Source organism: Pseudomonas sp. S2_F03 (assembly GCF_054668335.1).
The window spans coordinates 1,603,229-1,616,779 of record NZ_CP162759.1 but is presented as its reverse complement, the minus strand read 5'-3'; the positions used below and the strand labels follow the sequence as shown (position 1 = coordinate 1,616,779).

The window sequence follows — 13,551 nt, the reverse complement described above, 5'->3', positions numbered from 1 at the left end:
CTGGCCCCTTCGCGGGCAAGCCCGCTCCCACAGTGACCGAGTTGAACGAAGATTTTCGTGTACGACACTGAACCCTGTGGGAGCGGGCTTGCCCGCGAAGAGGCCCGTTCAGGCGCTACAGGAACATCTCGCGCGTCAGTCCATGCCGCTGCATCTTTTCATTGAAGGTCCGGCGCGGCAGTTGAAGTTCTTCAAGCACCGCTTTCACATCGCCCTTGTGCCGGGTCAACGCCGAGCGCAGGCATTGCGCTTCAAACGCTTCCTGCTGCGCCGCCAGTGACTGGCCAGGGTCGATGCCCACCGGTTCCGGTTCGCCCAGCCCCAGCACTTGCCGTTCAGCGACGTTCGCCAGTTCGCGCACATTGCCCGGCCAGTCGTGGCTCAGCAGATGGCTCAACTGCGGGCCAGTCAACGGTGGGAACGTCCGCCCCAGACGCTCGGCGGCATTCTGCGCAAACGACTCGAACAACAACGGAATGTCTTCGCGGCGCTCGCGCAACGGTGGCAGTCGCAACTCGGCAACGTTCAGTCGATAGGCCAGGTCCTCGCGAAAACGCCCGGCCCGCGCTTCATCGAGCAGGTCTGGCTTGGTCGCGGCGATGATTCGCAAATCCACGCGAATGCTCTGGTTGGACCCCAGGCGCTCAAGCTTCTGCTCCTGCAGCACCCGCAGCAATTTCACTTGCTGGGCCAGCGGCATGCTTTCGATCTCATCGAGAAACAGCGTGCCGCCATCCGCGTATTCAAGCTTGCCGATGCGTTTACCCTGCGCCCCGGTGAACGCGCCGCTTTCGTGGCCGAACAACTCGGCCTCGAACAATTGCTCGGGAATCGCCGCGCAGTTGAGCGCCACAAACGGCTTGTCGGCCCGCGGTCCGAAGTCGTGCAGGCAGCGGGCAACCAGCTCCTTGCCGCTGCCGGTTTCGCCGCGGATCAGCACATTGACCGGCAATGCCGCCAGGTCCAGCACCTGGCGGCGCAAGGTTTGCAAGCCACGGGACACACCGAGTAGCGTCGCGTCGAGTTTGGCGCGGTTGTCGGCCTGTTCGTGCAGGGCGCGGTTCTCCAGCACCAGCCGCCGCTTGTCCAGCGCGCGGCGCAAACTGCTCAGCAGCGTTTCCGGGCTGAAGGGTTTTTCCAGAAAGTCATACGCGCCATCGCGCATCGCCTCGACCGCCATCGGCACATCGCCGTGACCGGTCAGCAGAATCACCGGCAGGTCGGCATCGCGCCGTTGAACCTCGGCCAGCAGTTCCAGCCCGGTCATGCCGGGCATGCGCACATCGCTGAGGATCACGCCGGGAAAGTGAGTGGGCAGTTGCGCCAGGCATTCATCGGCGCGGCTGAACAATTGCACCTCAAAGCCCGACAGGCTCAGCCATTGTTCGACGGCACTGCGAATACTGCTTTCGTCGTCGACCACCATGACTGAATTCAGCATGGGCTGTGGGCCTCCAGGTCAATGGGCAGGGACAGGGTGAACACCGCGCCGTTGGCGTGATTGTCGGCACTCAGGCGTCCGCCCGCTTCGTGAGCGATGGCAAACGATACCGCCAGGCCCAGGCCCAGGCCATCGCCCACCGGTTTGGTGGTGAAGAAAGGATCGAACACGTTGCCCAGATGTTCTTCGGCGATGCCGCCACCGTTGTCGCTGACGGTCAGGCGCCACAGTTGCTCGTCGGCTTCGAGGCGGATTTCCAGGCGCTTGCAGGGTTTGTCGTGCATGGCGTCGAGGGCGTTGCGCAGTAGATTGATCAGCACCTGTTCCAGACGAATCGCATCGCCGCGCACCCACGCCGGACGCGTCAGGTGCAGCACCGTGCTGATTTGTTCATCACGCAGGCGTGCGTCGAGCAATTGCAGGGATTGGTCGACCACCGCGGCCAGGTCCAGGCGTTCGCGCAGGCCACTGGGGCTTTTGCGGGCGAAGGTTTTCAGGTGGCCGGTGAGGGCCGCCATGCGCGTGAGCATGTCGTCCACCGGTTTGAGTGCCTTGTAAGCGTCGTCGACCCGACCGTGATCGAGCAGCAGGCGCAAGGTCGCCAGTTGCATGCGCTGGGCCGTCAGCGGTTGATTGATTTCATGGGCCAGCGCCGCCGACATCTGCCCCAGCGCCGCGAGTTTGGCCGACTGCACCAAACCGTCCTGCGCCGTGCGCAAATCGCGGGTACGTTCCTCGACCAATCGTTCAAGTTCTTCGCGGCTGCGCTGGCGCAGTCTGGCCAGGCGCCAACGCTGATTGAGGAACAGCAACAGAAACACCAGCGCCAGCCACAGTCCGGCGGCGGCGAGCGCGGCGTTGCGGCTGTCTTCGAACGCGACTTGCGGGCGGCGCAGCAAGTGCAGCGTCCAGCCTTCGGCGGTCAACGGCAGCGATTCCCACAGATACTTCGCCGCCCCGTCAGGCCCCGCCACTTGCCTCAGCTCACTGTTGTCGTCGAAACGCTCCACCGATTGGAATTCGAGCGGCGTGAGCGGTTGTTTGTCGTACTGGCGGGTGACCTTGAGTTCGGCGTGATCGCTGTCGCTCAGGGGGTTCAACAAGCGATAGCGCCAGCCCGGCTGGTTGGCGATGAAGATGATCCCGCGTGCATCGCTGACCAGCAGCGTGTCGCTGCCCTGACGCCATTCGCGTTCCAGTTCCGGAAACTCGAGCTTGACCACCATCGCCCCGAGGAACTCGCCGTTGTCGTCGGTCACTGCGCTGGACAGGAAGTACCCCGGAATGCCGCTGGTCACGCCCACGGCGTAGAAGCGCCCGGTGCCTTGGGTGCGAGTCTCGCTGAAGTAGGGGCGAAAGCCGTAGTTGTGGCCGACATAGCTACTGGGTAAACGCCAGTTGCTGGCCGCCACGGCGAGGCCGGTGCGGTCGAGCAGTTCGAGGGTCGAGGATTGCGCGGCGCCGTTGATTTTTTCCAGCTTGCGATTCAGCGCGTCCTGTTGCGCAGCCGATACCGGGCCATTGAGGGCGGCGCGCAGTTCCGGGTCCAGCGCCAGCACAGCGGGCAGGGCGCGGTAGCGATCGATCAGGGTGTGCAGGGAATTGGCGTAGAGCGCCAATTGCTGATTGGCGCGGGCGGCGTCTTCAACCAGGGCCTGGCGTTCGGCGTGGCGCATGGCGAGTGTCGCGGCCAGGATGGCACCGGCAACGATCAGCAGGGTATACAACGACAGACGCAGGTAACGGGAAGTGGGCAGCATGCTGGTGCTAACAGTGAGGAAGACGGGCGGGCACCATATCATGGGCCCGGACATCCTACTCACTTCAAGCGTAATGCGGTCAGACGGGGGTAAACTTGCTTGATCCTGAGCGCAGCATGGTTCGAGCATAAGCCACCTCATTGACCGCCAAGTCTGTTATTTGCTGCAGACTTGCGACGGTATCGCCGGCGCTTTCTCCGAAATAGCTGAAGGTGTGCATGGCATCGACGCCGACAGTCTCGAACTTGTGCCGAAGGTCATCCATGTTGGCCTTCAGAGCGTCGATCACATCCGTCATATAAACCTCTCCCTTGGCGGACTTCGCATCAGAAATATCACCAGAAGCTCCGGCGATTTCGTGAGCGATCTCGATGGCACCCAGCACTATGCTGGCAGTGGCACTGATTTCACTGGCGTGAAGTGGAGCAAGTTGTTTAGCTGCTAAGCCGATGGTGGTTCCAGCGCCTTCTTTCGTGGCTTTCAATACGCCTTTGCGAGTATCGGGCAGCATTTTTTCGTATTTTTGTTGGATGTAATATCCGGGGCTCATGGATTTGTATTCGGCTTTCTTGACTATTTTCTCCGGGGATAGCCGGCTGGCCTTGAACTTTACTGACGCGCTGGCGCCGGTTCGCTCGGCTGCGTAATCCAACGCCAGACTGATCATTTTTTTTGCGGCAAACCCCAGTGCGACGCCTGCCACATTGCCTACCCCCGGTGCAGCGACAGCCAGTGCCTGAGCGCCTACGCCGACTGCAATTCCGCCGCCATAGGCGACGACTTGTCCCGCCACATGCACCGCGGTGCGGCGAGCCGTCGACGCCGCAAAATCGGCCGGTGAGCGATGATTGAGAATTTGCTGTTGAGCATCCTTGCTGCGCAATAACGAAATCCCTACGATCTGAATATGCCGATAAATAGATGAAGACAGATTACGTTTTGCCGCAGACAGCTGGCGCTCGGCTTTGCTTTTAGCTTTCCTCGCGCTGGTTTGCACCGGTGTCTCGACGAAATTGTCTATGAAGTCACCCAACCCCTGACCATTGGCGTCGATGAAGGTGACGGGATTGCCGCCGACCATTGCATACAAATTCAGCCCATCCACATCCCCCGCCGGATCGGCACTGACCCATCGTTGCAGCCACGGCGCGTAATAGCGGGCGCCATAGTAATAAAGCCCGCTGGCATCCATTTCCTTACCTGAATAGCGAATCGTCTTGTAGTCGGCTTCTACGGCCGAACGCGCCGCCCACCACGCCGTGCCGCCAAACGGGTAGTAAAACTCGAGGCTGATCAAGGCGCCGTTGCGGTCCAGTTCTTGTGTGCAGGACCCCAAATGATCGTCGAGGCTGTAGCGCAACTGATCCGGCTCCAGATCATCCGGCTGGCCGTTGACCCAGTGCAGGCATCGAACGCTGCCGAAGGCGAGTGGCAGAGTGACGACGTGCAGCACGCGACCGTTGTCGCGGGTATGAATGTCCAGACCCGGCAGGTAAAGCACTTCACGGCTGTGGGTCGTCGACCGGGTGTGGGTGATGTGGCGTTTGCAGACCCGTTCGCCCTGGCTGTAGAGGTAAGTTTCCTGATCATCGGCCAAGCCGTTGCCGTGAGTGAGTAGAGTCACTGTTTCCAGCTGGTCGCGGGCATTCCAACTCAAGGGTTGGGCGCCTTTCTGCACAAGCAGCTGGTTGCCATGCCAGTCAAAGTACTGCTCGAAATCCGGTTCTGGATCGCCGGATTCCCAGCGCACGCCACGGTTGCTGTGAGGGTCGATTCGCATGTGCTGCGTGAAGTTGTTGCCCTCACGCTGATGACAAAGCCTGATCAGGTTATTCCCCGCATCGTACGAGTAGCTTTGCGTGTAGCCATAGCGCCGGCCGGTGTCAATCGGCTGCATCGGGTCCGGCAAACCGGGTCGCAGATTGGGGATTTCTGCCTCGAAGCCGCTCGCACTGATCAGCCGGTAGAGCGAGTCATAGGTAAAGTCACGATGCCCGTCGACGCGTTGGTTGGCGCAGTACACGGTGCTCAATGTGTGATCTTCGATGCGTACGATATTGCCGATCGGGTCATAAAAGTACTGCAGGTCTTGTTGCAAGGCTTCGTTGGGTTTTCCGGACTTGAGCATGCTCAGGCGACCGTCGGCTGGGTCGAAGCGCCATTGGCTGACGACACCGTTGCCGGCAACTTGCGTATGGATCTGGCCGGCTGCGTTGTACTGCGTATCCTCCAATACACATTGCCGCTCATTGTCCTTGAGTTGCAAAAACACCTGCTTGAGTTGTCCGGCGATATCGTAGTGCAGGTGCTGTTGATGCCCACCGGCATCGGTCTGCGTCAGCACCGCGCCGAGCGGGCTGTAAGTGCTGCGGCTGATGAAGGGGCCCGCGTCGGCAATCGTTCGGACTTCACAAAGCGGCAGCCCTTGAAGGCTAAAGCTGCTGAGTTCGAGCAACCCTGCGGGATCGACTTGTTCGATCAACTGGCCACGCACGTTACGGGCAGGCTCGGCCGATGCGTCGGCAAAGGAGAAGGTCTCGACGTTTTGTTGTTCGTCCTGCGCCACCGCAACCACACGCAATTGCACATCGTAAGTGTTACGCCAATGAGTTCCGCGTTGATCCCAACGATGCAGTTCTTCGCCGGCCAGACCGCTCAGGCTCACGCGCCAACCGGCGTCGACGCTGATGATCTTGACGGGCTCGCCTGACAGGCGATGGACGCTGCACAGGCCTGGGCTGGACAAGCGCGCGTCCCATTGCTCGATCAAGTGGCCGGTCGGGTTATGGACGTGTCGTGCGATGAGTGTTTCCAGATCGCCACCGACTTCCTTGCGTAAATACGCCACTTGGCGAATCGGCAGGCCTCTGGCATCACCGACGGTCAGGTTTGGCGTGCCCTTATGCATGGGCATGGTGTTTCGCTCCAGTGCGCGCTTGCTTGAGCAAAGAATCGGTTGTCTGTCGTTCCTCTCTCCTTGATTTGCGCCAGGCCTGCCTTGTTGCGACGAATCAAGTCCTGCGTTTTCGCATGTTGTTGTTTCAAGTCGCTCAGGCGGATCGGCTGAAGGCGGCTCTTAGGGGTCATGTAATTGACGTTGGGCAGCACGTCGGCGGGGTAAATGACATCAGTGCCGATGCCCTTGAAGGCGGCCAGAACATAGGCATAGCGCTTGTTTTCGACGGATTCCCATTCGTTCAGCATCGCCTCTATTTTGCCAATCTTGACCGGGTCCAGCCCGTTCTTGATGTCTTCGGCTTCCTGTACCCTTGAGCCCATGGCCAGGAACGCGCTCACCCCTGGAACCACTGAGCCGACGATGTTATTGAAGAACCGACTGATCGTGCTTCCAAGCCAGTCGATTGGGTTAGAACCTGTGTCGAGGCCCAATCCCTGGTCAATCGCTTTGATGGACATGGTGGAGGTCTGCGGTATCAGCGGACCGGTCAGCTTGTAGACAGGAATAACCGATGGGCTCGTACGACCTGCCATTTCACCACCGAAGTTACCGACAACAAGGCCACCGGAGTAAGGCATGACTTCTTTGGCGTTGAGACTGCCCGCAGCGGTATGTTGAGGTACTAAACCACCCAGGTTTTCGCCTGCATAGAATCCACCGGAAAAACCGATCACCGCATTGATCGATTCACCCAGGAGGTTCTTCGCCAGTGATGTTGCAATGTTGGACTTATGAATGATGTTGTCGATTTGCCCGAGTGTATGGGAGGCATGACCTTCCAGGACCGAAATGAAGTTTGAATAATTGAGGATGACGTTTTCTGCTTTCGCCTCGCCGGCTTGATCCACATAGCGCAGCGGATTGTTCCCGACAAATTGATACAGGTTCAGCCCGTCCGCAGCCCCCGTCGGATCCGTGCTCACCCAGCGCTGCAACCACGGTGCGTAATAACGGGCACCGTAGTAGTAAAGCCCGCATTCATCCATTTCCTTGCCCGAATAACGGATGGTCTTGTAGCCGACTTCCAGCAAGGAAACGGCCTTGAGCCAGGCGGTGCCTCCGAACGGATAGTAGCCTTCGTGGCTGATCAGTCTGGCGTCCTGATCAAGCTCCATGAGGCAGGAACCCGACTGATCGTCGAGGGTGTAGCGCAGTTGATCCTGATCGATCCCGTCGGGTTTTTTGCTCACCCAATGCAGACAACGGACAGCGCCTCGACCACCGGGCAAGGTGATGACGTGCAGCGTTTCACCGTCGTCCCGGGTGCGGATTTCCAGCCCCGGCAAGTAGATCACTTGACGAAAATGAGTGATGTTCGAGGCTTGCCATTCATGGCGTTTGAGCAGCCGTGCACCCTGACTGTAGCGATACGTTTCCTCATCGTTGGCGCTGTTGTCACGTTCAACCAGCGTCGCTGATGCCAGTTGATCGCGGCTGTTCCAGTGCAAGGACCTGCCCGGGGACGAGACTTGCTGGTTGCCGTGGCGGTCGAACAACGTGTCGAAATCCGGGACAGGGTCCGCTTCTTTCCAGCGCACACCTCGATTGCTGGTCGGGTCAATGAGCATCTCGTGGCTATACCCGCCCACCGCACGTTCATGGATCAATTTGATCAGGCTGCCGCCGGCGTTGTACTCGTATCGCTGTGTGTAGTTGAGGTGGTTATTGGGATCACTGGGCGAAGGGCGGCCCGGCAGGTCAGCGCTTGGGAGCGCGTCATGGCCTGTGGCGCTGCTCAGTTGGTAGAGCGAGTTGTAGGTGAATTCGCGGCGGCCGTCGATCTGCTGATTGGCGAAGTACATCGGTTTGAAGGTGAGGTCGTCGATGCGCAGGGTGTTACCGACCCGGTCGTAAAGGTACGCGAAGTGCTGAAGCGTGGCCTGCCCCGGTACACCAGCGGTAAAGGCCGTGAGACGACCATCGGCCTCGTCGTAGACCCAGGTGCTGAGCACTTTGTTGCCGGCCTGTTGCTCAATGATCTGCCCTTCGGCGTTGTACCTGGCCTCTTCAAGCACAGCCTGCCAGGTGCCTGTGGGTTCTAGCCGTAATTGAACCTGTCGCAGTTGCCCGGCGATGTCGTAGTGCATCCGTTGCTGATGTTCACCGGCATCGGTCTGGGTCAGCAATGCGCCGTGCGGGTTGTAGGTCCGGCTGCTGGTGAAAGTGCCGACAGTGGTGATGGTTCGGCTGTCGCGTAGCGGCTGGCCCTTGAGGCTGAAGCTGTTGAGTTCGAGTACGCCTGAGAGGTCGGTTTGCCGGATCATCTGCCCGCGAAGGTTATGGCTCGGGTCCGCCAGTGCCGTCGCGTAGGCATAAGCGTCAACGATGCCTTGACCGCTTTCTTCAAGCGTGAGCATGCGCAACTGGTTGTCGTAAGTGTTGCGCCAATGATTGCCGCGTCCATCCCAGCGCTGGAGGATTTCACCGGCCAGACCCACCAGGCGGGTGCGTCCTCCGGCATCGACGCTGGCGACGTTTACCGGTTGCCCGCCCAGGTCGTAAATAGTCGCCAGGTTGGGCTTGGCAGCATTGAGCAGTCGCGCGTCCCGTTGCTCCTTCAGCCGCCCGAGGTTGTCGAAACATTGCCGGGTGATGAGGGTTTGCACGGTCCCGCCCGGCACATTGCGCAAGTAGATCATCTGGCGCACGGCCAAGCCCCTTGCATCATTGGCCGTCACCGACGGGGTTTTCCAGTCGACCGTGGTGGTCATCACTTGCCTGCCTTGGAGCCTTTCGAGTCCGGTGCGACATAGGTGTCATTAAAATCCAGCTTGGTGGTGTACCAGGGGTGGATGATTTCCAGCGCGACATCGGCTTTGGCGTTGATGATCTTGATCAGGCGACCGAGGACGTCGTAATAGCTTTTGTCGTGATGGCCGAAATCCCTGAAAGAATGGTCATGAATGTAGCCATAAGCATTGGCGAAATACGGGCGATAGGTGCGTACCGCCAACCCTTTGTTGTTGTATTCCACGCGTTCGCTGATACGCCAGCGACGCTCGGCGTGAGCCACTTTCGGCTGGCCGTTTTCGATCACCAGTTCGCCGTTTTCCACCACATAGGCTTCGCCAGCCTCTACCCGCTGTTGGGATTGCAGGGGCTGTCCGAACCCATCGACGATGTCCAGGCTGATGAGGATTTGCTGCTCTTGCGGGTCGTAGTAATCGCGATCGGCGGTCAGCACCACACTGTGCACCGGAACGCGAACGAGGGTGAGCAGCAGGTCCCACAATGCTTGCTCGGGCAGCGTGCGGGACGTACGACTGGCCAGGCGCAATCGGGCATTGGCGCGTATGTGAAGGTCGGGCAGTACGTAGCCTTGCGTGATCCAGTCGTTGAGCCAGTCGGGTGTCTGCCTCACGGAATCCGGGAGCTTGCCCATCCAGCTGAACAGATCCTTGCGTAACGTGCTGGCGGCATTTTGCAGCGCTTCCTTGGGAAGTTCGATTGCAGTCGCGGGGCTGGAATCTGCGGGACGGGTGTAGTCGGCAATGGGCAGGAAGCCGGCGGGCACCGCGTTTTCCGTTCCGTAATACGTGATGGTGTGCGGACCGGACGGATCGTAAATGGCTTCTTCAACGTTTTCGTTGGCATCAATGATGCGCAGCGGTTGCAGTGAGTGATAGTCGTACTCGACGCGAGTGGTGCAGCCATCCGGCAACTCGACGTTGAGGGTTGCGAAGCCGTAATCGTCGCGGGTCGCTTTGGTCGCCCCATGGCTCGGGGTATCGTTGAATTCAATCACCCTGTAAAAGAGGTCGAGGTCTGCATACTTGGCAAAATTGTATTCGCTGGACCAGAGATTCCTCAGTTTGTTCTCTTCCTCGTCGGCGGCTTTGTCCGTCCCGAGAAACAGTGGCATGCACAAGTAACCAATCTTCGTCAGTTCGGCCCGGATATCAATGGGCGGGCTCACGTCACCGTAGACATCCAGCGCCGTTTTGTTCAGCTGCGCCATTTCCAGCGGGCCTGCCAGGGCCTCGAACTCGGCCGTGCCGTCCGGCATCAGCGTGCGGTCCCGGGTGTTGAGGTAGCGTTGCACCGTTTGCGAGGTCAGCTCCCGCCGGGCCGCCCATTCGGCTGACCTGAACAGGTCAATAAACTGCTCATAGTCAATGACTTCGGGGTTCAGTCCCGCCGGTGCAACGCCTTTGGGCAATATCAGTGCATTGCCGCGTTGCCGATAGGGCAGGCCGAGTCTGAAGCCTTGCAGGTCGACCAGGTGAATAAATGCAGCGCGTGTTTCGCTCAGGTAATAGGACTGTTGAGCCGGATCATGGGCGTCGCTCCACCATTTGCGCTCATCGATATCGGAAAAGGGCGGCTCATCATTTTCGGTCAGGCGCCGGGCATAACTGACCGTGATGCTGTGGGTCGTCAGCCCGAACTCATCCCGCCCCAAGTGCAGGACATGCCGGCACAACGGGTCATCAATGAAGCGCTCATAGTGGTAGCTGATGGTTTCCAGCGACGACACCATCAACACCGCGTCAGGCTGGTGCTTACCGCGCTCACGTACTTCGCGCACGATGTAGCGGGACTGTTCAACCAGGAACGGGGTGTCCGGGTCATTCGCTGCGTAGGTTTCCGTTCGCAGCATATTGCCCGCGAGCGCACGGGCGATTTCGTGGGCGGTGGCTTCATCGGCAGGGCTGATGAGTTCTTCACACTCGTCGTCCGGGTGATAACGACAAAACAGCGTTTCGCCCAGCGGGTGTGCCTCATCATCACGATTGAAGTATCCCTCGCCAGGCATGTCGATCTGTTGGCCAGTATGAAACCAGGTGCAGACCAATGCCGCAGCGGTAAAGCTTTCGTCTTCATCCGGACCGGTTTCGGTATCGGTCTGGTGCAGCAGCCCGAAGCCACGGAATTCCCGATCCTGGCCGTCGTAGTAAGCCTGGAAATAACGAAAAAACTGGTTCAGGCGATTGCCGGTAATTTCATCGAGCTGGCTCTGCTGGCTCACCACCTGGATGGGGAAGGGCAGATGACATGTGAAGTGGGTACTGGTTTTTTCGTCCAGCCATTCTTGCGCCGAACTGCGATAAGCCACCTCTGTGCTGCACCCCATGTTGTTATTACTGGCGATCATCAGGTACGGCTTGGTGCTGACGAAGTCATAGCGCCAGTGCTCAGGTTTCATATGTGTAACGGTCAGGATCAGACTGGCGCAGCCCAGGCCTTGCAAGTCGGCGAGCGTCACCTGGCACAGGTTGTCGTAACGCACGCCTTCGGGCCAGGAAACCCGAATAGGTGTCAGTGCAAAACTATTGCCGCCCAGGTTGAGATAAATATCGAACTCGTCGGAATTCAGATAGATCAGTGCAGGGGCACCCGAACCGTCCAAGTCGGCGATGCGCACACGTGCTGCGTCGAAGGTGGCGTAATCGAACATCGGGCCTTCGATGACAAATCCCGTGCCGAATGTTCCGTTCCCAAGGTTCGGCCAGCATTTGATTTCGTCGTGGCGAATGCGGCACAACGAGGGGGTGTCGCTGCCCAGCAGGTTACCCAGAAACACCAGTTCGCTGCGTGAGCTACTGATCAAAGGCAGGCGGTCATCATCCGGTGTGTGTGCGACGTCCTCGCCCTTGGCAAACCCTTCCTCGCGCCGATTGGCGTACAGGCGCACGGCGTTGGGGCCGATCAGTGTGAGCGAGCTGAGGCCATCGCCCTGCAAGTCGCCCAACTGCGACAGGACCTTGAAAAACTCCACCGGGAACGCCTTGAACGGAATGAATCCTGACCAGCTCCGATCCGCGTTCAAGGTATGGAAACCCTGAGCGCCGGGTTGGGCAATGATCCAGTCCGGACGACCGTCTCCGGTCAGGTCCATCAGCGCTTGATGCGTTTGCTTGCTGCGGTCGGCGACCGGGATTTCGTTGAGCACTGTCCACGGGCCATAGGTGATGCGATCACCGCCAGTGCGGTCACGCATCGGCTCCCGGTAGTACCAGCATTGGTCATGGCGACACAGGAAACCCGGCAAGCCCTCACCGAACAGGTCGACGCATTGATAGTGCTGGCCGTCTTCGATACCCGGCATGTGGTCGAACGGAAAAAACGCGGCCGGTTGTGTATTCAGCTCGCCACCCGAATACACGAACTCCATCGGTGGCATGTTTTCCACGGTGCCACTGGCGTCATACGCCTGATAATGCGCTGCGGTGATTTGGCTGTAGGACCAGGGGGCGGCGGTGTCCGAGTATTCCAGCAGCAAGCGGCGAACCAATGCCGGTTTGTCACCCAGTTCCGCAAAGTTGTGAAACATCAGCACTTGCCGGCAGAGGCGGCGAGTGCCGACTTCAAAGCCCTGGCCATACGAGGAAAAGGGGTCATGGCGGATCAGCCATGGCTTGAGTGTCGGGCCGTCATAAACAGGTTTTTCTGTCAGTTCCAGCGTGCGCTCGCCGTAGTCGAACACCACGTGAAAGAGCCACGACGGTGTCGGTGTCTGGGCCAGCTCCCAGCTGTACAAATCCGCACACGCGGGGAAGTTGCCATAGAACACTTGATGCAAATACCGCTGCGCCCGGTAATCACTCGGGTCAGGAAGCTCGCTTGGTTCCTCTGACCGGTACACGTAGCGGATATGCTCGCCGTGGGCGTTCATGCTTTCCTGCAACAGCCACGCCGACACCCGCAGTGGCGTTTGCACGGCGGCAATGCGTGCACTGTGGTCTTTGCCGAAAAGGTGCAGGCTGCCGTCCGGCGCATGCACCAGCCAGAAGCCTTCGGGTGTGGCATCGGAGCACCAGAACTCGATGAGCTCGAACGTCTGTTCCACCCGTGGCCGATACCGCACCACCGTATGTTCGCCAATGAGCTGGCCACGGTATTCACTTTCGACTCTGGACTGGATGTTGCCCTCGTCATCGCGCTCGGGCATCAGTTGTTCGCCGGCGGTGTTGAGGAATACGTCATCGTCGAGATACCGGGGCACGCCCTTGTTGGTTTGGCGGGTGATAGCCGCAGAGTCCAAATGCCAGCCGACACCGAATGCGCCGTTCCCGGACTGGCTGCTGTAGCTCAGTGCCAGCTTGGGGTCCCAGCCGCGGCCGGGCGAAACGGGCAGGGGCAATGCAAAAGAAGCGGCGCCGGTCGGACCCACCTTGCCCCAGCTTTTGCCAATGGTGGCGATCGAAGCACTCTTTGCTATCGAGGGTTCGGTGATACTCAGGGACGCTTGATCTTGCATTGGGCTGATCCTGTTTTTGGCCTGGCGCTCGTCCGTGGCACGGTGTCGCTGGATGGGTCAGACGCTAACAAGATGGGAGCCCTACGTAACCTGTCAGATCTGACAGGTAGAGGGGTTTTTTCCAGATCGAATTGCTGTAAGAAATACGGTTTTAATTCCATTGGCATTATTTACAGGTAAAAAAAACGGC

At 59.3% G+C, this 13,551-nt stretch carries 5 protein-coding genes; all 5 read right to left on the bottom strand.

Translation table 11 applies throughout. The features are described 5' to 3' along the window. Positions 1-115: 115 nt before the first annotated feature. Complete coding sequence (locus AB4N76_RS07715) at positions 116-1,441, bottom strand: sigma-54-dependent transcriptional regulator (protein ID WP_046033258.1); 1,326 nt, start codon at positions 1,439-1,441, stop codon at positions 116-118. After that, entirely contained in the window at positions 1,435-3,201 is a 1,767-nt protein-coding gene (locus tag AB4N76_RS07710) for a sensor histidine kinase (protein ID WP_460164343.1), read from the bottom strand. The genes AB4N76_RS07715 and AB4N76_RS07710 overlap by 7 nt, the downstream gene beginning before the upstream one ends. 79 nt (positions 3,202-3,280) lie before the next feature. Then, positions 3,281-5,971 carry an RHS repeat domain-containing protein gene (locus AB4N76_RS07705; RefSeq protein ID WP_460164342.1) on the bottom strand — a complete coding sequence of 897 codons (2,691 nt, stop codon included), beginning with the start codon at positions 5,969-5,971 and terminating at the stop codon, positions 3,281-3,283. A 113-nt stretch (positions 5,972-6,084) separates the two neighbouring features. Beyond that, positions 6,085-8,871, bottom strand: coding sequence for an RHS repeat-associated core domain-containing protein (locus tag AB4N76_RS07700; RefSeq protein WP_460164341.1), 2,787 nt, complete (start codon positions 8,869-8,871; stop codon positions 6,085-6,087). Further along, positions 8,871-13,361 carry a SpvB/TcaC N-terminal domain-containing protein gene (locus AB4N76_RS07695; RefSeq protein WP_460164340.1) on the bottom strand — a complete coding sequence of 1,497 codons (4,491 nt, stop codon included), beginning with the start codon at positions 13,359-13,361 and terminating at the stop codon, positions 8,871-8,873. The genes AB4N76_RS07700 and AB4N76_RS07695 overlap by 1 nt, the downstream gene beginning before the upstream one ends. Positions 13,362-13,551 lie beyond the last annotated feature (190 nt).